Here is a 25942-nt window from a genome sequence, read left to right as displayed (position 1 = left end):
TAAAAAGCACTACGCTGGGGGATGTCAGAACAACACAATGTCTTAAGGAGAAGTTGTGGCAGCAATCGAAAGCGTATACGCACGCGAAATCCTTGATTCCCGCGGAAACCCAACAGTAGAGGTAGTTCTTGAGACCGAAGACGGAGCTCAGGGCCTCGGACTCGTTCCTTCCGGTGCATCAACCGGTGAAGCAGAAGCTTGGGAGCGTCGCGACGGTGACAAGAATCGTTATCAGGGCAAGGGTGTTCTTGGTGCTGTCAAGGCCGTGAATGACACCATTGCACCAGCTGTTATTGGTATGGATGCAACAGATCAGCGCGCCATTGACGACACCATGATCGAGCTCGACGGAACACCCAACAAGGGCAAGCTCGGTGCAAACGCCATCCTCGGCGTTTCACTCGCAGCGATGTATGCAGCAGCAGAGTCGGCTGAACTCCCTCTGTACCGTTATCTTGGTGGAACCAACGGACACATTCTTCCTGTGCCAAACATGAACATCATGAACGGTGGAGCTCACGCAGATTCCAACGTTGACATTCAGGAATTCATGGTTTCCCCATATGGATTCGATTCATACAAGGAAGCCCTTCGCGCGGGCGTCGAGGTCTATCACACACTCAAGGGTGTGGTGAAGGCACGTGGCTTGAGCACCGGTCTCGGCGACGAGGGTGGCTTCGCACCAAACCTGGATTCAAACGCAGAGGCCCTTGACCTCATCGTTGAATCCATCGAAAAGGCTGGATACAAGCCAGGTGAGCAGATTGGTCTCTCACTTGACGTCGCATCTTCCGAGTTCTACGACAAGAAGACTGGCAAGTATCTCTTCGAAGGCGAGCTGCGTGACGATGACTGGCTGCTGAACTATTACAAGGGCCTTGTCGAGAAGTATCCACTGGTTTCCATCGAGGACCCATTCCAAGAGGAAGATTGGTCAGCATGGACCAAGATCACAGCCGAGATGGGCGACCAGCTCCAGTTCGTCGGTGATGATCTTCTCGTCACTAACCCGGTTCGTCTGCAGAAGGGCATTGACCTGAAGGCTGCAAACTCATTGCTCGTCAAGCTTAACCAGATCGGTTCAGTCACCGAGACGCTCGATGCCATCGAACTCGCAACTGCCAATGGCTTTACCTCCATGGTTTCTCACCGTTCCGGTGAAACTCCAGACACCACCATTGCTGACCTGGCCGTTGCAAAGAACACGCGTCAGATCAAGACCGGCGCTCCTGCACGTGGTGAGCGCATTGCCAAGTACAACCGTCTTCTCGAGATTGAAGAAGAGCTCGGTTCAACCGCACAGTATGCCGGCTACAGCGCATTCAAGGCTTGCAAGAAGTACATCAAGTAGTTTTTGCATTGGGGCTTGGAACAACCTCAAAACTTGAAACCAGAGAATACCCGTCACTTTCCCAGTCGAGTGTGATGGGTATTTTCATTTGGCAAGCACATCGGGCAAGGTGCACTGCAGGTGAACGTATAATGGCAGCATTGAAAGAAGCTGGGGATTTATCATGAGCAAGACATCCAAGGGCGGTGGACGGATTTCCACTGGTACGGCCGGACGTCAGCATCGTGCTTCGAACTCGGATGACTCCAAGGTATACTCACATCAGTTCTCCGCCACATCGAAGAAAAGCGAGCGGCATCATACGTTGCGTTCATCACAGCGTTCATCTACGCGCACTCTCGGCAATTCCGGACCGATCTCTTTCTTCATTGCAATGATCATCATCCTTTTGGGTACGGTAGAACTGGTCTCGACCTTCCATACATATGCAATCAATCTTTCAGAGCTTAATGGTCTGCGCAAGCAGGAAGCCAGTCTTGTTGCGCAAAAGAAGGATTTGGAAAATCAAATCTCGCGCTGGAACGACAAGGCCTATGTGACCGCTCAGGCAAGAGAACGGCTGGGTTTTGTGTTCCCCGGAGAGGAAGCAGTCAGAGTGCTTCATCCCGAGGATGTTACCGGGACCAAGACGAACAAGAACGCTAAGCAAGAGGACTCTTCTTCAGATGCAGCAACGCTTCCGTGGTATAGCGAGCTTGCATATGCCTTCAACAAAGCCGATAAACAGGCTGGAAAATCTTCGGGCGATACATCATCGTCCTCTCAATCTTCAACTGAACCTTCCACTGGCTCCTCCAAGGGAGCATCTTCGACGAGTTCTGCAGAATCGAGTTCCAGTTCGACGCAATCGTCTCCATCTTCGTCTTCATCAGACTGAGCTCGTTCATCCTCGACGCGAGTCTTCAATATAAATGCGATAAGGTACAATTCAATCGATTATGAAGCATTACGGTAATTCTGCAAACGGTGCTGAGCTGCACGGAACACGAGCATCGGAACAATGCAAGGCTGATGAGCATGGGACTATGCTTGGTGAACCATTGCAGTCCAGAGTGAGAGTTCGACTGAATGAGTTACTGAACTCACCTGCGACAGGCGCAGAGATAGCGCTTGTTGAACGGCAATTGACGCGCTATCCACGAGGCATGATTGCCGTTGGTGCGCGGTGCCGATGTGGAAGGCCTTTGGCCGTGGTGACTCGACCATTGCTCAATGGCTCCATTCCATTTCCTACCACTTTTTATCTTACAAGTCCTGAAGCAGTGAAGGCCGTATCCAGCCTTGAGGCTGACGGTACGATGAGGCAATTATCGGAGCGTGTCTGTCAGGATCAGCAGTTGAAAGAAGCGTACGAGCAGGCTCATCAGGCTTACCTGCTCTTCAGATCCCAGCTCGCCGAGTTGCTCGGTGATGACGATAGCCATATCAGGGGGATCAGTGCAGGCGGCATGCCAGTTCGTGTGAAATGTCTTCATGCCTTGGTGGGGCAGAGCCTATGCATGGGTGCTGGAGTCAATCCGATTGGTGATATCGCTCTGAACATGGTCGCTGCAGCGGGTCGATTCGATAGCAATTTGTGCCGGTGCAGCATTCTCTAATCTCTATACTGGCATAGGTTCAAGGCAATGCCGCAAGGGTTACAGCTCAGTTGTGGAAGCTGCAACCCTTGCTGTTGCTCAACTATCAGCCACGATAGCTTGCGTATTGCTGGAATACGTCGTTGTTTGGTTCCCCGGATAATGTCTCGTCAATCGCAACTGGCCACTCTGGTGCCTGATCTGAACCATCAAGAACCCATGCTGCCTGGCGTGCCGCACCAATGGCCACATATTCATCAGGATGGGGGAGTGCAACGGCAGAACCAAGAATCGAAGGAAGCAATTCGCGCACTGCTGGTGTTTTCGATCCGCCGCCAATTAGCAGTATGCGTTTAACATTCACACCGAGATCCTCGATTAATTCAAGACAATCCCGCTGTGTGCACAGCAATGATTCGACAAAGGCGCGAGCGATGTTTTCGGGCTTGACATTGTTCATGGTCATGCCGTGCAGGGTGCCTTTGGCCTCTGGTCGATTCGGTGTGCGCTCACCGTCGAAATATGGAATCAAAGTGATGCCCTCCGCTCCAGGCCGTGATTTCAGGGCAAGATCCGAAAGCTCCTGATAATCCACATTGAGCATTGATCTGCCTGCATCAATGATTCGCGATCCATTGATGGTACAAGCGAGCGGCAGCCAGTGATCGGTGCAGTCGGCAAATCCTGTGACGGATGCACTCATGTCATATACCGGATCAGGCGCGATGGCTGCTGCAACACCAGAAGTACCCAAGGAGATAGAGACATCACCGATCTTCATGTTCAACCCCAGTGATGCCATGGCATTGTCACCACCACCTGGAGCGATGATGCAACCACCCTCAACATCTTTTCCTGCAATGGATGGGTCTGCCATGGCCGCAACGTCATGTGACTGGACCAATCGCGGAAGTCTGACGTTGTCTCTCTTGAATGCCATCTTGAACAAATCCATGCGATATGAGTTGCTCACAGCATCAAAATACCCCGTTCCTGAAGCATCGGAACGATCGGTAAACAGATCATCAAAGTCGGCTGTCTTGCCTTCTTCAACTGGACCGTGGCCCGCGATTCTCCAACTCAGCCAATCGTGGGGAAGACATACAGCGGCAACGCGATCCGCATGCTCAGGCTCGTGCTCTGCAACCCAGGCTATCTTGGTTATTGTCAATGAAGCGACAAGAGATGAGCCCACTGCCTTTACCCAGCGTTGACGCCCACGCATCATGGGATCATCGGCAAGATCGCTTTCATCGGCAGTTTTTTCGGATTCTCCAAGTTCTTCAATAAGCCGTTCGGCATCAGGTGCAGAACGTGTGTCGTTCCACAGCAATGCGTCCCTTACCACTCTGCCACGAGCATCAAGAAGTACCATGCCATGTTGCTGACCGCCGACTGCCAATGCACTGACATCATCGAGTCCTCCAGCCTGTTGCGCTGCTTCAAGGAACGCGTCCCACCAGAACTGTGGATTCACGCTGGTGCCATGTGGATGCTTGGCCTGTCCGAATCTCACCATTCGTCCGGTGTTGGCATCAGTAACTCGCACCTTCACCGATTGCGTTGATGTGTCAATACCTGCAACAAGTACCTGTGTCATGAATCTTCCCCTTTGATGTGCTGCCAGAATGGGAAATAGGACTGCAATGCAACCGTAATTCCCCGAATTCCTGAACCATTTCATTATATTCGGCTATATGCCAAGAAGGTTCATGAAAACATGCATATTGCAAGATTCACAGGCCTACTGGGGTGTTCTGTCTTCATGATGGAATAGATAACACATTCATGGTAAATGCAACACTGATGTGTGGCCATAACGCGTTGTGACCATAACGCAGTGTCGTCACAATCCAGTGTCGCCACATTGAGGATGAATATGACTATGCTGAAGGATGCTGAACAATATTAGACTTGGTTCATGCATGAACAGCATTGTTGGAGGAGAAACTGATGGATTCAGTGACCATAGCCGGAGTTGACTGCGGTACCAATTCGATACGACTGATGATTGCTGAGGTCGATGAGCATGGACTGCATGTGGTAACGCCGCGGATCCTGCGAATCATCAGACTCGGCCAAGGTGTCGATAAAAACCGCAGATTCGCCGATGATGCTCTGCAGCGTGCATATGCAGCAGTCAAGGAATTTGCAGATGTATTGAGTAGGCATCACGTTGATGATCTGCGTTTCGTGGCTACTTCGGCAACTCGCGATGCCGCAAATCGCAATGATTTTGAAGATGAAGTCGAATCAATTCTGGGTGTTAGACCAGAGGTGATTCCAGGATCTGAAGAGGCTGCGTTGAGTTTCCTGGGAGCTACGGCAACCTTGCATTCGACGCAGGATCAGACGCGGCCCCAACCACCATATATGGTGGTTGATTTGGGTGGTGGCTCGACCGAGCTTGTCGTGGGGGGTGACGGCAATGCCGTTCCTGCCCACAATGTTCGCTCAGGTTTCTCAATGAATATCGGTTCGGTGCGCATGAGCGAACGGCATCTTCTCGCTGACCCTCCAACCGAAGAACAAATCGAAGAGGCAACCGCAGACATCGATGCACATATCGATGAGGCATTCACCCATATTCCAGCGCAGGATGTCTCAACCATCATCGGTGTCTCCGGCACGGTCACAACCATGAGCGCAATCGCCATGGGCTGTCAAAGCTATGATCGCCATGCAGTTGATGGTGCAAGAATCAACTTCGATGATGCCTTCGAGGCAGATGATCGTATCCTTCGCATGAGTCGAGAAGAACGTGGCAGGGTGGGGGCGATACATCCAGGGCGAATCGATGTTGTTGGTGGTGGAGCCTTGATCTGGACTCGTGTGCTTACCAGGGTTGCATCGGCGGCTGCAACTCGAGGGAGACATATCGATTCGTTTCTGGCCAGTGAGCATGGTCTTCTGGATGGTATTGTTCTCGATCGTGGTCGAAAGATGCTTGCGGGTCTCATCTGATTTCATGGTATTGTGACGTATTGTCCGTTGCCTGTACGCTAGCAAGTTGGCTTGTCTGCGCCCTATTCGGATAAACGGACATGCCCCAGTGGCGAAATGGTATACGCATCGGACTTAAAATCCGACGTTGCGAGACATGTGGGTTCGATTCCCACCTGGGGCACTCATCATTGATTTTAAAAGCGATTGCAGATGCTAAGCTTCAATGCAAAGCGTCACTTTTGAGATGAGGTTCATGTGTCCAAGTCACTAGACAGAGAAAAAGCTCGCAAGGTTCCAGAAATATTGGCACAGGTAATCTGTGCTGCTGCGGTGCTGTGCATTGGGGAAATCGTCTGCGCGCCGTTCATCCTTGCTATGGCGAGCAACACTGGAATTGCGCTTGTGCCTTGGAGCTGCATTGCGAGTATGTTGGCTGTGTTCTTCTGCTATACGGTCGGATTCGCGCTGTTCTGGGCGATTGATTATGTTTCCGTGCAAATCAGAAAGTCGCTGCGTGCTCGTTTGGCACCAGTGATTTTTGGACTCGGTGGATTCATAGCGTATGCAGCATGGGGTTATTTCGTCATACCTGCAATCTTTAATTCCTTGCTTGCTGGTATTGATGCAGAGCCCCTATCCATTTCGCAGCGCCTTGCCGTCGGATTCAACTGCGCTGTGCTTGGTTTCATAGCCTGGTTCGTTGCCAAGATCGTCGCTCCACGATTCTCTGAGCGCCTTGCTCTGGTCATCGTGACTGGCGTCATAACGCTGATTCTTGCAGCACTTGGGGTATTTTATATGGTTATGATGTTCACCTACATTGCGCACGCTTGAGTTGGCAGTGCCACACTTTCTCGTGCATCTTGGATTACGATACGTTGATTGCTCAACACTGATGGAACTTGTGGTATTCGCTAAAAGGTAATACCGTAGAGCTTTGTATTTTAAGGCAAGGAGAACTTATGTCAGACGCGAATATGCCCAAGGTTGTTGAAGACTTTGGTCAACGACCAACCATCGAGTTTGATGGCGATGCTCCCAGCGGTCTGAAATCCGTTGAGCTGGTTGAAGGCACTGGTCCGGTAGTTCGCAAAGGCGACACCGTAACCGTGAACTATCATGGTGTCACGTGGGGCTCCGAAAAGCCGTTTGATTCAAGTTTCGACCGTCATCAGCCTGCCAGCTTCCCCATTGGCGTTGGACGCGTTATCAAGGGGTGGGATCAAACGGTTCTTGGTCACAATGTTGGTTCTCGTCTTTTGATAAGCATCCCGCCTGAGTATGGATACGGAACTCAGGGCGTGCCACAGGCTGGAATCGGCGGAACGGATACATTGGTATTCGTCGTTGACATTATTTCAACACGCTGAGCACTGGAACAGGGGGACGTCGGCTGTCGTCGGCGTCTTTTTTGTTATGGGGGTTCAGTGTGCATGCATCTGTGATGATCATGCAGACCAATATTTCACGCATTTTTGATACATTCTGTCGAAAACCGTAATACACTTACTGCTCAATACACAATTAAGGAGGAATCATGGCAGAGGAAAAGACCATCTTGCTGACACAAGAGGCGTATGACAAGCTCAAGGAAGAGCTTGAGCATCGGCAGGGCGAATACCGTGAAGAGATCACGGAGCGTATTGCAACAGCCCGTGCCGAGGGAGATTTAAGCGAGAACGGTGGCTATCAGGCGGCTCGCGAGGAGCAAGGTAAAAATGAGGGGCGTATTAACGAGCTTATCGTGAAGCTGCGTAATACCAAGATCCTCAAGGCGCCCAAGGCAGGTCTCGTGGGCAATGGTTCTATCGTTACGCTTGATCTCGCGGGCAACAAGGTAACCTATGTCCTTGGTTCCCGAGACATTGCAGTTGCGACGGATTATGACGTCATCAGTCCTGAGTCACCGATTGGTGCAGCGATCATGGACGCGAAGCAGGGTGATGAAGTGACCTATAAGGCGCCCAACGGGCGCGATATCAGGGTCAATATCATCGACTCCAAGCCGTTGAAGTAACGTGTTTCTGAGAGATTGAGTTTTGTTGCCTTTTTTGAGTATCAGAGTTCATTAAGCGCATGATTTCACTGTGAATTATGAGTTTTTTCGTGTTTCTACTGAGAAAAAGCAACAAAACTCGATGAACCGTCACATCAGACGGCAAATTACAAGATAAATGGCAACCATGTGGCATGCGTAACCCGCAATTGTTCCGCAATGGAATATTTCATGGAAGCCGAAAACCTTTGGCCAAGGATCCGGCCATCTCATGGCGTACACGATGGCACCTAGGATGTAGCAAATCCCTCCTGAAATGATGAGCCAGACAACTGAAGGTCCTGCCACTGGTGAATTCCAGAAAAGACCGAGGAATGCAACGCCAGACACGCCAAAGATGATATATACCGCAGTGTATAGCCATCGGGGCGCATTGATCCAAATGACATGAATGATGATGGCAATGGCGGTGCTGATCCACATGCCAGCGAGAATGATATTTCTCCAAAATGGTGTGAGCGCAAACGATGAAGGCGTATAGGTACCGGCAATCAAGAGGAATATATTGACATGATCGAGTCGACGCAGCAATACGGTTACCTTCGGTGACCAATTACCCAAGTGATATAGAGCGGAATTAGCAAAGAGAATCAATGAGCAAGTCATGAAGATGGCACATGCCCATTTCAATGGTGCCGTCGGACTGAGGCATATGAGGACAATGCCTGCTGCCAATGCCAAAGGTGTTGCCCCTGCATGAATCCATCCGCGCAATAGGGGTTTTTCCCGGCCATGCACATCCAATCGGGGCTTACGAGTCTTTTCCACGTGAGATGGCTCGATATGAGATTGCGTTGCCATGATTTACCTCCAGAACTTACGATAGCGTAACCTACGATACCGTAAGTTAGCGCAGAATGGGAATCGGCTTCACTGTCCGCGTTTCCAAGAAGCGCGAAGTTAGCAATCATCATTATGATGGAGGTCATGGCTGATTTTACCCACATCCTTGCGACCCGTCCTGACTTTGCCGACGACGATAGAGAATGGCTTCATCATCTTGTTGCGGACTGGCAAGTGATATCTGATCTTACATTCGCAGATCTACTCTTGCTGCTCCAAACAGGGGATGGGCATTACGTCGTTGCCGAACAATGCAGACCATCGACTGTAATGTCTCTCAGATCGGAGGATGTAGTCGGCAATCAGATTCCTGATAACCTCACCAGCGAGCTTGATGTGGCGATGAAGCTCGATGCGCCACTGCGTTCAAAGCGAGTGCGAACCATAGGACGTTCCACGGTTTGCGATGTCTATGCGCAGGTGAAGCATAACGGCAAAACCCTGGGTCTGGTTGTCAGGGAAACAAACCTGGCAACGCGTGAATCAAACGGCCGTTATGAGAACGAAAGCATCGAATCGGGAAAGATGCTTTTCAACATGATTCCACGTGGAGAATTCCCTTATGTAGATGCCGTGATCAATCAACGGCATATTGCCCGTGTCGCAGATGGATTCATCATTATTACTGCGGAAGGAATCGTCCGCTATGCATCGCCCAACGCCACGAGCTGCTTTAGAAGGCTGGGTTCGGTAAAGACCATGCAAGGTCGATACCTCAGTGAAATCGGAACCTCACTGCTTCACAAAAACGATCCTGTTCCTGAGAGCTTACCGCTGGTCCTGAGTGGGAAGGCTGCCATCGATTCCGAGCTTGCAGCCAACCGTTCGGCAGTATCCATTCGCTCCTTGCCGTTACTTGATGAGAACGGGCGTTCTGGCGCCGTGATTCTATGCCGAGATGTCACTGAACTGCGTCGCCGTGAGCAGGAATTGCAAACGAAGGATGCAACAATCTCCGAGATTCATCATCGAGTGAAAAACAATCTTCAGGCAGTTTCAGCACTATTGCGCCTCCAGGCTCGCCGAACAAAGCTTCCCGAGGTGAAGAAGGAGTTGGAAGAAGCGCAGCGTCGCGTGCAGACCATAGCTGTTGTCCATGAGGGATTGAGCCAGACGGCCGATGAAATCGTTGACTTTGATAAGGTCATTTCAAATCTACTCAAGCTGAGTGTGGATCTGGCCACATCTGAGGATCAGAAGATTTCAATATCCTTCCTCGGAAAATTCGGTATGATGCCAGCTCAGGACGCGACTCCGCTATCCCTGGTGCTTACAGAACTCATCAATAATGCCGTAGAACATGGTTTTGAAGGCCGCAAAGAGGGGCACATTACTATTTCAGTGGGTAGAGGTGGCAACGCTCTCAACGTTGTTGTAGAAGACGATGGTAATGGATATCGCAGCGAGTCAAAGGAGGGCATGGCAAAATCAACTGGCTCAGGCTTGGGAACTCAGATAATCAATACCTTCGTGACCAATGATTTTGGCGGATCGGTGAAATGGGGTCCCCGTCGGGATGGCGGCACACGCGTGTCACTGTCCATGAAGCTCAGAGCTGCTCAGGAGACGCAGAACGATAGGGATTAGTGCTGCATTGAAAGCCATGCACAGAAAAGGTCTTGTTGAATGTTTCCATTCAACAAGACCTTTTTATACCACTCCATTGCGCCATCGCTCATAGTTACAATCTTCACAAAAGCGGATTCCATTCTTCAATTGTCCGTGGTTGTAATTCACGAACGATTGAAGAGAATCTTATGCGCGTCACGCCTGCATTTGAATAGCCTGAGAACGTCTTGCCCTCATGGCTCTGCGCTTGAGTGCTCTGCGCTCGTCTTCACTCAAGCCGCCCCAAACGCCATAATCCTGATTGGTGTCCAGCGCACATCTCAGACATGCATCAATGACCTTGCATGTTCTGCAGACACTCTTGGCCTCTTCGATCTGCTGGTACGCAGCCCCCGTGTTGCCAACGGGGAAGAATAGTTCCGGGTCCTTGTCTCTGCACGCGGCTTTGGCTCGCCAGTCGAAAGCACTACTCATTGTCGCCTCTTTCAAGTCTGTTGCCCGGTTTATCCGAGCCTGTAACTAGGTAAGCACGAAAACGGAAACTTTTCAAGATTTTTTAGTATTTATAGGCAGTTGAACATTGTATCGTGTGTTCAATTCCTGGTGCGATCACAACGGCTCGACCGACTCGTGTCAAGTCATCTGGCGCGAAGCTTTTTACAGTAGTTGGCGAGATTCCCGACAAAATATCTAGACTCATCTCTCCGGAAGGGAAAATGATGCGTGTTGGACAATACTCATGCAGACGAAAATGATTGGGGGAGTCCACTGCAAATATCACGTATAGATCTGGATTGCGAATTGCCTGGTTGAACTCTTCGTTAAGAGGAAGCATGGTACTCGGGTTGCAGAGTTCATCGGCATCATCGACGAGCCAGACCTGCTTCGATCCAGGAGTCACTGAGGGCAGGGTTGCACAATCCGCAGTGATGAAGGTGCAGTTGACGGTTGGCTTTTGCGCCAGAGCATGCTGGATGTTTCGCAATATCGTGGTCTTGCCTCTGCCTGGTGAACCGATGATTGCAACGTTGCCCGATAAGCGCAACGAGCAGATTCGATACCTTACACCGTCATCTTCCAATCCGATCACTGCCGTATACGGTTTGGAACTCGCCGATCTTGCATTCGTTGAATGTTCTTCAGAATTTTGCGATTCAGACGTACGTGTGTCTGCGTCATTGCCGGCGGCTTCGGCCTGTTTCTGTGTATTGCACATCGGTGGCAGGGGGCTGGTGAATAGCGCTTTCTGGGTGGCATGGTTGAGGAACGAGGCAGCATACCTGACATTGGTGATCAGGTGGTTGCAATCCTTGGTATATGCACTTCGAAACAGCGTAATGGATGCACCATCGTTGAATAGGCCCATTCCGGGCGTGGTCGGGCTGATGTGAGCCGCGGTTGGCCTGCCGATCATCTCAAGAGCCTGCGAGGGATCCTGAACGCGCAGACATATCCGAAGTGCCATATTCGCCTTTATTTCTGTGCTCAGCTGGCTTGCTGGGTTCTGGGTGCACATGATGAGATTCATCCCCAGAGATCTACCGAGCGATGCAACACGCGACAATCGCTTCATGGCCTCGGGTATCTGCTGGCATAGTGCGTTTGCCTCGTCAATCACGATTATCAGGCGCGGCGGCGGAACATCAATGTCCATGACATCAGCCACCCCATATTGCGAGACCAACAATTCGCGGTTACGAAGTTCTCGTTCCAAGCCGAGCAGTGCCCGCTGAGCGTGCTGCAGTTGCAGATCGCTGACGCATCCGACCGTATGAGGCAGCCCCTGCAATACGTCAAGTCCGGCACCACCCTTGAAATCCAAGAGCACAAGATTGAGTTGGTCCGGTGGTGAGCGCATTGCCAGGGCAAGGCACCAACTTTGCAACATGGCAGATTTTCCGGAACCTGTGGTCCCAGCCATCAGGGCATGCGGACCCTGAGATACGAGATCGACATGGAATAGTTGGTTTTCGCCAATCGTTCCCAGCGGCACACGTGTTGTATGGGCGCACGTATCTCTACCATCATCTTTGAGCCAAGAATGAACGATCGTCTGCCACAGCAGCTTGGTTTCTCTGGACTTAGGGTGAGTCATTGCAAGTGAAGACTGGTGGGAATCGTTCTGTGACCACATAATGTCCATTAAGTTGCAGCATGGAGGATGTGGCGCATCAAGTACATCCGTTTCGGCTGTGATGCGAGCATTGTTTCCAATTATCGATGAGTCCGTTATCGCACAGCCATTCCGCTGCCCGTGTCCGGAAGATTCACCGAAACGTTCATGGGTAACATGCTGTGACAGATTCATCCAGATGTAAGAGACTATCCCGGTGAAACTGACAAGAGCAGCAACCCATTGTCGTTGCATGAGCATGATGGACCCCAACATAGCCTGCGGCAGAAGAACCGGCAAGAGGGCAAGGACTCGTTGCATGCGTGAGCGATTATCCATTGCCACAGTATCTCAACCTCATGCAACGCTCGGCTATGGCATCAGGCGTTGTGGTCGAATATGAGCCAGATATGTTCAGACTTTGTCAATTCAATCTTTGCCCGCAGATCAGGTATCGCAGATCAGACTTGCCCGCCCACAGTGCCTTTTGCATGGGTTCCATTCCCGAGCGAGGTGAACAGTGCCTTGTTCTTCGAAGCATCGAGAAGCACAGTCGAACCAACGTTACCGCCTGGATAGTAATCGGGATTTGACCAATAGACGCTTCCCGTCACACCGCTCGTACCAGATGCGGCTTTGAAGGCCAATGCCATCTTCAACAGAGTATAGGGATTTGTCTTATTGTCGACCACTATCGAAGCCAGCGATGCCTTGGCAACCTTCTGCATGGTCGAAGGGCTGCTGGTAATGGTGGAACTTGAGGCTTTCTTCACGATTGCCGCGATCGCCTGACGCTGTCTCTTCGCGCGACCAAAGTCACCTTCAGGATCGGAGTATCGCATTCTTGAGAAGGCCAATGCCGTGGTGCCGTTGGCGACATGGCACCCTGCCGTCCAATTGAGGCCCGAGTTCGCATCGTTGACCGTGCTGCTATAACACAGTTCGACGCCACCAAGCGCATTCACAACCTTTTCCAATCCACCAAACTTGATCATGGCTACATGATCGATCTTCTCTCCGGTGATATTCTCGACCTGCCCGGTCAACGCCGAGTAGCCGCCACTCTCGGCTACTGCGTTGATTTTCATGTATGTGCCGTTCAGCTGTACCAAGGAATCACGGGGAATTGAAATGAGCGAGCTGCTTCCGCTCTTTGGTTTGGTGAGCACCAGCAAGGTATCTGTTCTAAATCCCGGCGCGTCAGCTTCCGTTCCCGTTCCAGGCGTGCCATCGCGCTGATCGGAACCTAGGATGAGCCATGTCTGCGCCGATGAGTCAGCCGCAGACGTGAGCATATCCTTTTTGCTGAGTTGACCATTGACCCAATTCCACATGCCGATGCCAAATATTGCGAGAAGCAGCAGAATCACGATGATGATGACCGCGATAATGCGTCTGAAGTTGAACTTCAGGCGAGTGGTGCCTCCCTTGCCGCCCTGGCGCGACGGCCTGGCGGAGAAAGATTGAGCTTGCGGGCGGCGAATGTTCGAGGAGGATGACTGATATTGTCTTCGACTGCTGGGAGCGTTCTGGGACGCGTTGGGCTTGCGCTGTGAATAGCGTGAACCTGAAGAACGTGGCATCGAGCCGTACGGTCTACCGGTCGAAACCGATGGATGTGAACCTCGATTTGAACTTCTTCTCGGAGCAAAGCTGGGTAGATCTTCAGAACTGCCGCCACTGGCATGCGAAGATGGTTGACTCGACGGGTTCGCATGGTGGGTCGGAATGAAACTTGGCGGAGTGTCGCCAGATGTCGCATCTTCAGATTCTCGAGCCATGTATCCTCCGAACTTGTCTTTCTGGACACAGCTTTAACACAGAAAGAGGTGCACAGGGGAGTTTCAGTCCCAATCCTGCGCAGTAATCCCACATACCGTGAAGTTAATGTATTTGGCTGCCATGCCAATGTATTGGCCAGTGTTTGGATCACGGATGGCTCCACTTTCAGGGTCAACTATGCCTCCCGTTTCCGGGTCGAGCAGCGTTCCATTGGTCTCGGTTATCAAGCCAGTGTTTGCATTTACCGTTGCGCTTGGTGTCGATGACGCGCTCGTGGAACTTGATGCGCTTGGAGTTGAGCTGGATGCGCTGCTGGAGCTGGATGAGCTGCTAGAGCTACTTGTGGAGCTAGAAGCACTTGCCGTTGACTGGGTGAGCGGCTGGCTATCCTTGAATTTTGCCCAGACACTGGATGCCGTACTCGCCCACACCACACGGTTGGAATCAGAAGGAGCGGTGGTAACAGGTACAGTCTGGGAATAGATACGTGAAGTTGTCAGGTTTTTCAGACTCATTGCGAGGCCAACCAGTCCTGTTGTGGTGGCAAGGTTCTCACTAAATTTCAGGGAACTCAAAGCAGACTTTGCAAGTTGATACATCTGTGAGGCATTGGTGAACAGGTTTTTGGAACGTGCTGTGGCCAGCAATGCCTTGACGAGATACTGCTGACGCGTTGTACGCATGATATCTGAGCCATCGGTTCCGGTTCCATGCCTCATGCGGGCATACTGCGTTGCCTGGGTGCCATTCAAGTGCTGCAGGCCCTTGGAAAGGGTGAGATTGGTGTAGGAATCCTTCGTGTCCTCTGGAATACAGACGCTAACCCCGCCAATGGCATCAATCATGTCTTTAAGACCTGCAAAATCTGCGACGATGAACGAAGAGATGTCCAAACCGGTCAAGGCGTTCACGGCGGTCATTGCGCAATTGGCAGCGGATGCGATATCTCCACCTTGGGAATATCCATATGCAAATATCGAGTTGAACATCACGTTATATCGAGCGGGGATGGTGCCCTTGGTTGTCTTGCAGCTTGGAGCATCGACAAGCGAGTCACGGGGAATCGAGACCAGATTGACATAGGAGCGGTCAGCCGAAATCTGCATGACCATCGCCGTGTCCGACTGATGATTCTCTTCGCCGTCATCGCCACCGATGGCAGCATTCTGAGAGCCGGAGCGTGTATCCTGCCCCAGGATCAGAATATTGAGCGTCTTGCCGGCGTATTGATCGAGTGTTGTGGGCGTGCTGGTTCCCTTGCTCGGCGAAAGGATAGGGACGGCGTTTGACTGCACGGTATTGTCGATATCGAGGAAGCTTGCGGCTGCGAAGGTGGCTGAGAACGCGAAGAACGCTACAATGGCTAGAGAAACGACAGTGAGAATATGGTGATGAGTTACGAAACTTATTCCGTGCTTAGGTGCAGTTACCATGAATCCACCGATATTCGGAGGATTCATACCTGTATGTTTCTTCAAAGCCACGCTTAAGCCTTCCTGTCGGAAATACAAGGATCGTACGTGATTCTCGCAATCGTGATACCGTTCTATCCCTCGTAAACTCTTAAATTGTAATTCATCGAAAGTGTCCTTCTCTGAAAGCCTGCTGAAAATTGTGAAATTAGTGTGCCCAAGACTCTGAAATTTCGATGCAAAACGCTTGAAATTGCAAGTTTATTGGTAAATTTTGTGTTTTCATTGACAAATGCTTTCTCACAAGTGTGTAATTTACACGAAGTCATATCATTCTCTGCATGTGCACACGATGCACCGAGGAGGTTAGCCATGTGGGATGGCATCGAAGGCAATTCTCCGTCAGCATCGGCGAACCAACTTTGGGGATTATTCGATTCCAGTGAAGATCTTTCCTGGCAGCATCGGGCCCTATGCGCGCAGACTGATCCGGAGGCGTTCTTCCCTGAAAAAGGTGGTTCGACCAGAGAGGCGAAAAGAATCTGCGCCCAATGTGAGGTGCGCGAGCTTTGTCTGGAATGGGCAATTGCACATGATGAGCGTTTCGGTATCTGGGGTGGCATGAGCGAACGTGAGAGACGGCGCTATCACAAGGAGCAGCAGGCATGAAGCGAGTGGATTGTGCAACGCACAGTCCACTCATCCCTTATCTTCTTGGACCTATGCTTACACTGGTTATATGAATTCAGTTGGTTTCACAGCTCCAGGCATACAACAGGTACTCGCTCAGACCATGTCCGAGCATGCTCAATCTCTTCGCTCGGATGTGGCGGAAGATGTGGCTGCGGTCATCACTGTCGAGGAGGATTTGCGTTTTTTCACGAAAACATTTGAAAGTGTCCTCCAACAGCGGGTGCTTCCCAGCTGCATTGTCATTGCTGACTGCAGTGGTGAAACATCTACACCTCTATATTCTTCATTTGAAGTGCTGGAGCCGAATACGCATTCTGGAGAAAGTTTTCCCCAAGTCCACACAGTTCAGGTTCAACTGGTTCGTGCAAAGGGCGCAGTTTCGTTCTCCCATGCGGTTTCTCAGGCATTGAGCTATGCCAGACTGCCAGAATCCGTTCGTGGTCTATGGCTGTTGCATGATGATTCGCGCCCAGAGAATCCGCAATGTCTGGATGCACTGCGTGAGGCTTGGCGCAATGCTCCCAAGGCTTCATTGATTGGTGCCAAGCACATCGGCTGGAACGATCATAATCTGCATAACGTCGGATACTATGCTGCCAAGCACCGTCTGGTCAGCCTTGTCGTTGATGGCGAACCTGACCAGGAGCAATATGATGCCCGTCAGGATGTTTTTGCAGTATCTCTCGCCGGTGCACTGATGCCACTATCAACACTCAACAGTTCGGGCGGCGTGGACTCATGGTTTGGAACTTTCGGTGAATCCGCTGAGATATCACGCCGTATCTGTCTTCATGCCGGTCGGGTAATCGTCGTTCCGCAGGCGGTCATCGCCCATCGTCGCGCGAGATATGAGGGAATTCGTACCAAGAATGGGCGTGCCGCTGAGGCACAGACAGTTCACAACCACTACTTGAGCGTGGCGGATGCGCGGTTGCGGTATCGCATCACTGATAGTCGCATGATTCTCTGGCCGTTCCTGTGGATCTGGCTCGTATTGCAGGGGATTGGGTCATTCGCGCAGCGACTCTTTAGAAAACAGCCATATGAGGCTTTGTGTGACTTGTGCATTCCTTGGCGCATGTTCCTTATTCTTCCAGGAGCGATTGCGGCTAGAAGAAGACTGGCCCATGGCAAGACGGTTACGCTTTCTTCGTTGAATATGCTGGTCGCCGGAAGAAATCAACTCAGGCAGTGGAAGGAACGCAATGAGGCCTTTGCCGAACAGGGCAGCGTCACACTGCTCAGTCCTCTGGCGGTAGCTCACCTTCACCGGCAGATGCGTATTCGACTGCTTTGGGTAGTTGCACTGCTTGTCATCACATCCACAGCAGTGGTTGCAGAGCAGCGCATGTTGATAACTGGTCTGTTCGCCGGTGAAGGAGCGGCATCGAACACGCTGCTTCCCTTCAATGCAAGTTGGAGTCAGCTATGGAGCAGTGCAACGAGCAATTGGTCGTTCGGTTCGGGTCTTGGCATCTTTGCCTCGCCAACGCCATTCCTCTTCATAATCGTCGTTGCGAACATCATTACCATCGGACACGCCAATACAGCCCTGCTCCTTATGATTGTGCTTGCGGCTCCGCTGTGTGCCGTATCATTCTGGGCACTTGCCGGAATTTTCACTCGCTCAAACATCATTCGTTTTGCTGCATCGCTGCTGTGGGCGGCATCGACATGGCTTCTTGGCATATATAGTGATGGATCCGTGGCATTGGCCGTCAGCATGATCTTCCTGCCCGTCTCCTTTGCCTTTATGTTGAGGGCAGTGGGAATGTATCGCACTGAAATGCCCGCTCGTCCTCATCCCTCGATTCAATCGGCAGCGCTGGCTTCGCTGTGCTTCATACCAGTGACGTTGTCAGAGCCGCAGATAGTGTTGCCTTTGATTGCCGTCTTTGCATCCTTCCTGGTGATTGTCCGTTCGCATCGCACCATGCTTTTGCTCATTCCAATTCCATCAGCATTGGCTTTGGCGCCCCTGCTTCTCAATGCAGTTGAGTTCTGGACTGCAGGGGATTGGAGACAACTCTTTGGTGATATTCAGATACCGGTTTCGAGCGTCGGAGCTTCGCCAAGAGCCTTGAACGCACTGCAACTCATTGAGCAGAGCTTCGGCATGCAGTCCATGCAGAGCAAACAATTGTGGCTCTTGCAAGGCAATGTCTTGGTTATCGCACTTTGGGCAAGTTTTGCCTTGCTGGTTGTATTTGGAGTGTGTGCGTTGGCTTTGCCTTTCGCTTTGCGTCTTTCAAGAATGATGTGGATTCTCGCAATCGCAGGACTGCTCGTGTCTTTGGTATCGGTTCGCATTGGAGTTGGTACGGATGCCACAGCAAGCGTGGCCGCATCACCGCTGCCCGGGCTTTCTCTCGTGATTATGGCGTTGCTTTCATGCGTCTGCCTGATAGCCGGATCGGCAGTGCATCAATTCATTGAGCTTGCTCAGCGATCCACTATGCAGGAAATCAGCGCAGGTTCACGGCATCGTTTCGTGTCTTTTGCCAAGGCGGGCCGCATCTCGCTTGCCATTGTTCTGTTCCTGTGCGTTGCAGTATGGGGGGTGTATGGTGGTCTGCTGACTAGTGCTCGAAGCTCTATTACGACATCGGGCAGTGGTCTGCCAATGGTGGCGCGAGACTATCTTTCTCAGAAATCATCGCATCGTGTGCTTGCCTTGGCTGCGCTCTCTGCAAACAGAGTGGATTATTCTCTGATGCGAACAGGCAACGGCGATATCATCGATAGTTCCCCCGCAGCACGAGTATCACAATATCTCGGCCGAGAAGATACAGCATCGGCAGTCATAGGGCAAGCCTGTGCCGAGCTGCTTTCGAATAGTGCCGATGATGCCATTGCGGCGTTGACCAATCTCGGCATTGGTGCCATCTATGTGCCCTATACGGGAATGGTCAATAATCTCAGTGCCAGGAATTCCTCGGTCAGCAGTGAAAATGCTACGGATTCCTTGATATCCAACATCACAGCGAGTGCTGGGGTGCAATCGGTCGTGAGCAACGGCAACGGAACCTATTTCCGTTTGACCGGACTCGATGCCTACAAGGGTGGCATCTCCACAGTCGGTGAACACAAGGCACTCAATAATCCATTCAGAGCGCCATGGCTCTGGTGTCTGGCAATCTGCCTTGTCATATATTGCCTCGTGGCTTTGCCTCGTCGCACAAGAAGTAGCCAGAGGTGAGAAGAAACATGAAGAAGAATACTGAAACCATGAACTCACAACACCGTGAAAATCAGCAGGGTGCCATCTTCAGCAAAGCTGAGCCGCCGGTACAGATGGCCTCATCACGCAGTCGAAGAATTTCAAAGATAGCGCTTGCATCGCTCTCCGCCCTAGTAATTCTTGCGATGATGTTCGTTCTTGTCGCCATTGAACCGGCACAGGGGCAAGTCGATAGTGAAAACGGCAGTTCCGCAATCCAGGAGCATACCGTTACCCAGCATACGATTACGGGATATTGCCCTTCTCGCATGAGTTTGGCAGATTCTGCGAGTTACGGTGATTCACAGTTCCAGGCCACTTCAGGAGACATCTCATCGGATTCGGCACATGCGGCATTTGGAGCAATCTATGATTCATCGATCACGGCTTTCCCCAATGGTGATGGGACTGCCCTGGCAACTCAACTCGAAGACAAGGATCCGACTGATGACGCTGCCGTCTCCGTCGCTCAGAGCACTGTAAATGCACACGCCTTAGTGCAGAACACGCAATTGTTGGATACCAAGAATGGTGCAGGAGCTGCCTCTTCTGTCGTTTCACAGGCAACGCAAGGTGATTTGCGTGGTTTATCGGCTACTTCATGTGTGAGTCCGACGTTGTCGCAGTCTTTTTTGCTTCCCCCAACCGATACGGGATGGACTCAGCAGTTGGTTATTGCAAATCCAACTGATAAGGCCACCGCGATTTCAATTAATGTCTGGGGGACGGGGAGCGATGGAACACTCGCACTCAATACTGCTCGAACCGTGACCGTTGGAGCTGGTAGTGAATCAGTATATGATCTTGCTGCTGCGGCTCCACAACAGGATGGTTTATTCGTCACCATTTCAAGCAAGGATACGGCAGTCGCTGCCGTCGTCAAGGTGGTTGGTCTTGATGGTTTGAAAACCTTGGGATCTGAATACGTTACGGCAAATGGTTCCGCTTCACAGAGCATGGTGTTGCCAGGCGTGACCAAGGGGCAGCATGTGAAGCTGCTTGCATACGCTGAGGCGGCCAGCAAGATCAGCTTATCTTGGGTGACGAAGGCGGGCTTGAAGAATTCAAGGTCGGAATCCATTGAGGCGCATCGCGTCGCATCCATCGATATGGGTAGCGTTCCCGACGATGCCATGGCGATATCGGTGACTGCCGATAATGATATTCATGCTTCAGCAATTACGACAGTGAACGGCTCAAACGGCCAGCAGGACTTTGGTGTGATTGCTGCCCAATCCACGCCTCAGTTCAGTGCAATCGCTCTGCCCAAGGGACTGGACGGCTCATTGGTGGTGGCGAATCACTCCACACAGAAAGCGTCAGCCGACATTGATAGTTACAATGCGGATGGCAGTCGTCTCGAAACAACAACGGTTCAGGTTGGTCCTAATGCCGCTTCCTCTCTGGCATTGAGTGATTTGGGCTCGCATGTCGCCGCAATTACAGTGCGGCAACAGCAATCTTCGAAGGATGCTCTGTCTTGGGACATAGCTTTGTCCAGTTCGACACTGGACAAAGCAAAGGTGGCTGCTTCAAGCTATCTGCAACCCATTTCTCTGATGCTTCAGCACGCAAAGATAACAGTGAACGAGACTGTCGGCGTATTGCGCTGATTCTTCATCCACCAGTCTGCATGATTCATCCCCATAGGCCCCATTGCGGATCGATTTCCTCAGGTCTTCTTCCATACAGTTCTGCAAGTCGTGACACCATTTCGTCGCGAATGAGCAGCTGCAGTTCGCTATCATCCTCGACCTGCATCTGCATGGGCATTCGATACAGGACTATGCGGGCAGGAATACCGTGGCTGGCGGGAAAGGAATTTGATAGGCTGCGCACATCTTCATCCCAGGGCACTGGATCGGATGGGGGCACGTCTTCAACGGCGAACTGGACTGGATGGATAAGATGTGGCCAAGCTTCGTTCAATCGCTTGATCTGAGAGGCAACAGCACTGTCAAAGATTCCCGAACGCGTTCGATAGCGTGGCAACCGTGTGCCAAACATCGGTTTGCGTTGTCCTCGACCATGTCTATCGCGGAAAATCTCACGCGTCCAAGGATGTTCATCCATATCTCTCACAGTAAGAGCCATCAACGACCGGTACAAGCTGCAATGCAGATATCTCTCGAAACTGTGAACTATGATGTAAGCTCTCAGCAGTGAACAGCGAAAGGAATAATGCGATGAACGGCATAGGGATGGAAACACTCACCACACAGGTTGAAATCGCAAGTTCCTGGAAGCAACTCGACATTGATGATATGGGTGCTCGCGCGAAAGTCGTTGCCTTCGATCTTGACAACACGCTTGCACGGTCGAAGATGCGCATGAGTGAGCACATGGGCTCCTTGCTCTCTCAGCTCACCCACATCACCACCGTTGCCATTGTGTCTGGCGGCAGATTCGAACAGTTTCGCGATCAGGTACTCCAAGTGCTGCCTGATGCAACGGATAATTCTCGACTTCATCTGATGCCAACCAGTGGAACGCGCTATTATCGCTGGCACAATGATGCGTGGCTCCGTGTGTATGCCCACGATCTGAGCGAGGCTGATCGCAAGCGAGCCATCGCTTCATTGACATTGCATGCGCACGAGCTTGATCTGTGGGAGAGCAGGACCTGGGGGCCTCAGATAGAGGATAGAGGCAGTCAGATAACCTTCTCTGCGCTCGGTCAGCTCGCGCCAGTCGAGGCAAAGGATGCCTGGGATCCAGACAATGCAAAGAAGAATGCCTTGGCTGCAGCCGTCCGTGCTGATTTGCCCCATCTACAGGTGCGCTCCGGCGGATCCACCAGTGTTGACATATCCGCCAAAGGCATCGACAAGGCGTATGCGGTGCGCAAGCTCGGCGATATTCTTGGTGTGGCTGTTCCTGAAATGATCTTTGTTGGAGATCGCATGGATCCACAGGGCAATGATTATCCTGCTGCATGTGCAGGTACGATGCCTGTTCGAGTCGCCAACCCAGATGAGACCGCCGCCTTTGTTGAAGAACTGCTGCACAGCATGCCACATTCTGGAACTTCGACGTTGTGAGTTTTGCGGAGATGTCCAGAGACTTTTGATGGCCAACACTTTTCGCAACGCGTGCCACATTCGACCACAGTCTTGATTTACGGTGTACCGAATCAAGGAAAGTTGGGTATCGTCACCATCATGACTGAATCCTTTGGCATCAATGTTTCTGCTCTTGCGAAACTTGCACGTTCCGTTCATGGCGATTGTCTTGTGCAATGCAGGCATGCCGGCGAACAGTGTCGTTCATCACCTGAGTCTGCGTTCACCAGCGCACCTGCGCTGATTCCTGCGATGACATTACATGCGCGCCGAGCGTCCCTTGCTCTTTCTGCCCGGTGCCTCTACCGGGAATTGCTCGATATATTGATTCCGCGTGGCTGCGCTGGATGTGAACTTCCGGATTGCGTCATCTGTCCACGATGTGCGGCGGCATTCCGATATGGCAGTATACGGGCCTTTCCTCCTGCTCGCATGGAGCGATCCTTCTCATGTGCCTTGTATCGTGGTCCAGTCAGAGCCGCCATCTTGTCGTGGAAAGATCATCGAGATGAAGAGCTCACGAATTTTTTCAGTCAGCGGATGATTCATCTGGTGTACGCGTCTTCCTTGGTGGACTGGTGCTACAAGCACGGGATATATGCTCTCTGCATTGTTCCGATGCCATCCTCGCCATATGCAATCATGAAGCGGGGGCGCACGCAAACCCTTGCTCTGGCTCAGGCAGTGGCAGAGACGCTGCAGCGAGAAGGCATCGATGCACATGTGCAATCAGCGCTGCGTCTGAATTTTTCGACAACCAAGGCCATTCGCACTGCTGATGCCAAAGGTCGCATGCAACGGGTTCATGGCAATGTTGCTGTGAAGCGAGCGCATGGATTGAACAATCGGCATGTCGTTCTTGTCGATGACATCATCACGACCGGCTCGACCATTCGCGCATGCACCAAGATGCTCAGTGCACATCAGGCACATGTTGTAACCGCACTCACCTTGGCATCAACGCCTTGCGGCCCAGGTCTCGATGCTGCTATGCATGAACGATAGGCATTTCATCCCATCTGGTCGTGCCACGGATGGAAAGCATGTCGCGCCTCATCGTCCAGGTGGCGCCGGTATCGGCATCATTGCGTCCTGCGCCGCGAAGTCCTCCATAGCCGATACCCACACGCCGAGGGACGAATCGACGGGTGGCAATTTCAAGCACGTTGCCGATGCCGTGTTCATCGCGCTGGGCATCCATGCCCTCGAAGGTGTTGAAATCCTGAGCATCACTCAGATCCAGCAACATTACACCAGCACGGATATATGGCGCATGTTCGTCTATTCTGTGACGCAAGGCATCACAAGCTGCCTTCGACACCACCATTGGATTATCGCTCGGATCATCAAGGATAACCGAATTGCCGATACGCGAGTATTCCTTGGAAAATGGGCTTGTCGAGCAGAAGGCGGCGACACTGCCACATAAACTGTTCTGACGATGCAGGCGATGACAGGCTTGCTGTGCATAGACACTCAAGGCTTGTGACAATGTTTCAAACCCCCTTACCGGTGAGGAAAACATGCGCGAGCATAAAATCTGGGTTCTCCTTACACCGCTGCTTGCATTTGATGCATCCTCAACGCATGGTATGCCACGCAGCTCCAAAACGGTGCGTTCCAACAATACGGAGAAACGATGTTGAATAAGGACCGGATCAGCTCTTTGCAGATCCAGGGCAGTGGTGATGCCCATGCTCATGAGCTTCTTGGTAATGCGTCGACCAACGCCCCACACTTCGGATACGGGTATGCTGCGTAGCACGTCATCACCGTACTCGTGCAGAATATCGGTCCAGAATGTTACGTTGTGCGAAGCGGGATGTTCCTTGGCCCAATGATTGGCGATTTTTGCCAGGGTTTTGGTTGGAGCCACACCAACGCTCACGGCAATGCCTACGCCGCGCAGCACGGCGTTTCGCAGACGGTTGCATGTCTGTTCGGTCCTTGCTCTGGTCATCGTATTGTGAAGAAAGCATTCATCGATGGAATACACTTCCTGATGAGAGAAGAATCCAGACATGACATGCATCATGCGGTGAGAGAGGCTGGCATAGAGTTCGTAGTTGGAACTTCTGGCAATCACGCCATCGTGTTCCGCCTGGTCGCGAATCTTGAACCAGGGCGTTCCATTGACGATACCTATCTGTTTGGCCGCCGCACTGCGCGACACCACACATCCGTCGTTGTTGGATAGCACCACAACCGGGCGTCCGGCCAGTTGCGGGTTGAATACCGTTTCACACGATGCGAAGAAATTATTGGCATCCGCGAGAACTATGGCATTGGGAAGACGAAAGACATCGGCACCTTGGATAGTATTGGCTGATGACTCGACGCTGTGCCCTCCAAGAGTCGAATGTTCTGCACGCATTGAATTGGCCATGGGTCATGCACCCCAACCTGATTTCGGATATCGCTGAGAGTCCTGACGTGGCTGACGGGTGCTGTGTGATCCTGCACCGTATGAGGATATGCGAGCATCGTGACTGCTTCTCGATGTGCCGGCACGCTGAGGTGCAGGTGTGGATGTGCGGGGTGCCTGGGCATTGCACTGTGGTGAGAAAGCATCACGTTGGCTGTGAAAATTGCCGGTGACGACACCCCAGATGCTGAGGCTTTCGTCATTGCCGGGAATGAAGTCTGGATATCGTACATTTTCAGGATGAAGAATCGGTGTCGTTCCATGCACCAGAAGGCGTTTCACCGTGAGCTCATCATCGAGAATCGCTACGACGATGTCACCGGCAGTTGGTGCAATCGAACGGTCGACGATGAGAAGATCGCCATCAAATATGCCGGCACCTTCCATGGAATCTCCGGCAACATGAAGGATGAAGGTTGTATCGGGATTCATAATGACATTTTCATCAAGGCTGAAGTCGCCGGCAAAATAGTCCTGAGCCACCGAAGGAAAACCCGCATGAACGGCTTCCAATGCCATCGGTACCGGTCTTGGGCTTATTGCCGCCTGAAAGATGTCAGCGATATGCACAAATGTCTGAGTCGCTGCCCCGTCGACTCCAGATACGCTATATGAAGGCCTGTCATTGTCACGTTCGGTGGCATTCGATATCTTGCCATGCATGTGCATCGCTCCTCCAGCCCATAACTTGTCTGAATAAATTTGTCTGAATAACCCGAACGCAGATCCGAACGCTGGGTAACGGTGCTCATGGGTGAAGTCAACCAAGGGTTCGAACATATGTTCGAATACCATTATGTATGAGTAAAGGGACATATGCAACCGCATAGCGCAATCGAGCGGTCATATATCGTGGACGCGCGATAATTTGGGGCGTGTCAAAACATTGGCTC

20 protein-coding genes, 1 tRNA gene and 2 pseudogenes are annotated in these 25942 nt (G+C 51.7%); 14 read left to right on the top strand and 9 right to left on the bottom strand.

Annotated features, from left to right (window positions below; genetic code table 11):
* Window positions 1-55 precede the first annotated feature (55 nt).
* From eno to BAQU_RS04710, 3 genes are all read left to right on the top strand, one after another.
* On the top strand, window positions 56-1351 hold the full coding sequence (gene eno / locus BAQU_RS04720) for a phosphopyruvate hydratase (protein ID WP_094693215.1): 1296 nt from the start codon (window positions 56-58) through the stop codon (window positions 1349-1351).
* A 163-nt stretch (window positions 1352-1514) separates the two neighbouring features.
* A complete protein-coding gene (locus tag BAQU_RS04715; protein WP_094693213.1) occupies window positions 1515-2228 on the top strand; it encodes an FtsB family cell division protein in 714 nt (237 codons plus the stop codon).
* Between the two features lie 148 nt (window positions 2229-2376).
* On the top strand, window positions 2377-2949 hold the full coding sequence (locus tag BAQU_RS04710; protein ID WP_094693938.1) for a DUF501 domain-containing protein: 573 nt from the start codon (window positions 2377-2379) through the stop codon (window positions 2947-2949).
* An 85-nt stretch (window positions 2950-3034) separates the two neighbouring features.
* Here the strand turns inward: BAQU_RS04710 and BAQU_RS04705 are convergent, their stop codons facing one another.
* Window positions 3035-4528 (bottom strand): xylulokinase, encoded by a 1494-nt coding sequence (locus BAQU_RS04705; RefSeq protein WP_094693211.1) that lies wholly within the window; start codon window positions 4526-4528, stop codon window positions 3035-3037.
* 353 nt (window positions 4529-4881) lie between these two features.
* On the opposite strand from BAQU_RS04705, the gene BAQU_RS04700 reads away from it, so the two are divergent.
* The 5 genes from BAQU_RS04700 (at window position 4882) to BAQU_RS04680 (ending at window position 7891) form a co-directional block, all read left to right on the top strand.
* The gene (locus tag BAQU_RS04700; protein ID WP_094693209.1) at window positions 4882-5892 is read left to right on the top strand and encodes a Ppx/GppA phosphatase family protein; all 1011 of its coding nucleotides are present in this window, start codon (window positions 4882-4884) and stop codon (window positions 5890-5892) included.
* An 82-nt stretch (window positions 5893-5974) separates the two neighbouring features.
* Window positions 5975-6055 (top strand) — tRNA-Leu (locus BAQU_RS04695).
* A gap of 74 nt (window positions 6056-6129) precedes the next feature.
* Window positions 6130-6708, top strand: a complete 579-nt coding sequence (locus tag BAQU_RS04690; protein WP_094693207.1) for a hypothetical protein — start codon at window positions 6130-6132, stop codon at window positions 6706-6708.
* A gap of 128 nt (window positions 6709-6836) precedes the next feature.
* A complete protein-coding gene (locus tag BAQU_RS04685) occupies window positions 6837-7244 on the top strand; it encodes an FKBP-type peptidyl-prolyl cis-trans isomerase (RefSeq protein WP_094693205.1) in 408 nt (135 codons plus the stop codon).
* 167 nt (window positions 7245-7411) lie between these two features.
* Window positions 7412-7891: a GreA/GreB family elongation factor gene (locus BAQU_RS04680; protein ID WP_094693203.1), complete on the top strand. Its 480-nt coding sequence runs from the start codon at window positions 7412-7414 to the stop codon at window positions 7889-7891.
* A gap of 129 nt (window positions 7892-8020) precedes the next feature.
* Here the strand turns inward: BAQU_RS04680 and trhA are convergent.
* A pseudogene (gene trhA / locus BAQU_RS04675) lies at window positions 8021-8713 on the bottom strand (PAQR family membrane homeostasis protein TrhA); the annotation flags it as partial.
* A gap of 144 nt (window positions 8714-8857) precedes the next feature.
* Here trhA and BAQU_RS04670 point away from each other — a divergent pair.
* Window positions 8858-10360, top strand: coding sequence for a sensor histidine kinase (locus tag BAQU_RS04670; protein ID WP_094693936.1), 1503 nt, complete (start codon window positions 8858-8860; stop codon window positions 10358-10360).
* 177 nt (window positions 10361-10537) lie between these two features.
* On the opposite strand, the gene BAQU_RS04665 is transcribed toward BAQU_RS04670, so the two are convergent.
* The 4 genes from BAQU_RS04665 to BAQU_RS04650 all read right to left on the bottom strand — a co-directional run bounded on the left by BAQU_RS04665 (window position 10538) and on the right by BAQU_RS04650 (window position 15697).
* Window positions 10538-10816: a WhiB family transcriptional regulator gene (locus tag BAQU_RS04665; protein WP_094693199.1), complete on the bottom strand. Its 279-nt coding sequence runs from the start codon at window positions 10814-10816 to the stop codon at window positions 10538-10540.
* Between the two features lie 82 nt (window positions 10817-10898).
* Entirely contained in the window at window positions 10899-12794 is a 1896-nt protein-coding gene (locus BAQU_RS04660; RefSeq protein ID WP_094693197.1) for an FtsK/SpoIIIE domain-containing protein, read from the bottom strand.
* Window positions 12795-12916: 122 nt separating this feature from the next.
* Window positions 12917-14236 carry an LCP family protein gene (locus BAQU_RS04655; RefSeq protein WP_094693195.1) on the bottom strand — a complete coding sequence of 440 codons (1320 nt, stop codon included), beginning with the start codon at window positions 14234-14236 and terminating at the stop codon, window positions 12917-12919.
* A 63-nt stretch (window positions 14237-14299) separates the two neighbouring features.
* Window positions 14300-15697: an LCP family protein gene (locus BAQU_RS04650; RefSeq protein ID WP_094693193.1), complete on the bottom strand. Its 1398-nt coding sequence runs from the start codon at window positions 15695-15697 to the stop codon at window positions 14300-14302.
* Between the two features lie 324 nt (window positions 15698-16021).
* Here BAQU_RS04650 and BAQU_RS04645 point away from each other — a divergent pair, with 324 nt between their 5' ends.
* The 3 genes from BAQU_RS04645 to BAQU_RS04635 all read left to right on the top strand — a co-directional run bounded on the left by BAQU_RS04645 (window position 16022) and on the right by BAQU_RS04635 (window position 21175).
* Window positions 16022-16318, top strand: a complete 297-nt coding sequence (locus tag BAQU_RS04645; protein WP_094693191.1) for a WhiB family transcriptional regulator — start codon at window positions 16022-16024, stop codon at window positions 16316-16318.
* A gap of 70 nt (window positions 16319-16388) precedes the next feature.
* Window positions 16389-19541 carry a glycosyltransferase family 2 protein gene (locus BAQU_RS04640; protein WP_094693189.1) on the top strand — a complete coding sequence of 1051 codons (3153 nt, stop codon included), beginning with the start codon at window positions 16389-16391 and terminating at the stop codon, window positions 19539-19541.
* Window positions 19542-19549: 8 nt separating this feature from the next.
* Window positions 19550-21175: a DUF5719 family protein gene (locus BAQU_RS04635; protein WP_094693187.1), complete on the top strand. Its 1626-nt coding sequence runs from the start codon at window positions 19550-19552 to the stop codon at window positions 21173-21175.
* Between the two features lie 25 nt (window positions 21176-21200).
* Here the strand turns inward: BAQU_RS04635 and BAQU_RS04630 are convergent, their stop codons facing one another.
* On the bottom strand, window positions 21201-21635 hold the full coding sequence (locus tag BAQU_RS04630; RefSeq protein WP_094693185.1) for a metallopeptidase family protein: 435 nt from the start codon (window positions 21633-21635) through the stop codon (window positions 21201-21203).
* A 113-nt stretch (window positions 21636-21748) separates the two neighbouring features.
* On the opposite strand from BAQU_RS04630, the gene BAQU_RS04625 reads away from it, so the two are divergent.
* The gene (locus BAQU_RS04625) at window positions 21749-22603 is read left to right on the top strand and encodes an HAD-IIB family hydrolase (RefSeq protein ID WP_244568431.1); all 855 of its coding nucleotides are present in this window, start codon (window positions 21749-21751) and stop codon (window positions 22601-22603) included.
* 507 nt (window positions 22604-23110) lie between these two features.
* Window positions 23111-23629 carry a ComF family protein gene (locus BAQU_RS10425; RefSeq protein ID WP_158215641.1) on the top strand — a complete coding sequence of 173 codons (519 nt, stop codon included), beginning with the start codon at window positions 23111-23113 and terminating at the stop codon, window positions 23627-23629.
* On the opposite strand, the gene BAQU_RS04615 is transcribed toward BAQU_RS10425, so the two are convergent.
* Entirely contained in the window at window positions 23613-25010 is a 1398-nt protein-coding gene (locus BAQU_RS04615; RefSeq protein ID WP_244568430.1) for a Y-family DNA polymerase, read from the bottom strand. The genes BAQU_RS10425 and BAQU_RS04615 overlap by 17 nt on opposite strands.
* Window positions 25011-25196: 186 nt before the next feature.
* Window positions 25197-25568 (bottom strand): annotated as a pseudogene (locus tag BAQU_RS10830) (LexA family protein); the annotation flags it as partial.
* Window positions 25569-25942 lie beyond the last annotated feature (374 nt).

Origin of the sequence: Bifidobacterium aquikefiri (assembly GCF_002259795.1) — a bacterium.
In the GTDB taxonomy this organism is placed as follows: Bacteria; Actinomycetota; Actinomycetes; order Actinomycetales; family Bifidobacteriaceae; genus Bombiscardovia; species Bombiscardovia aquikefiri.
This window is presented reverse-complemented; position numbering and strand designations above follow the sequence as displayed.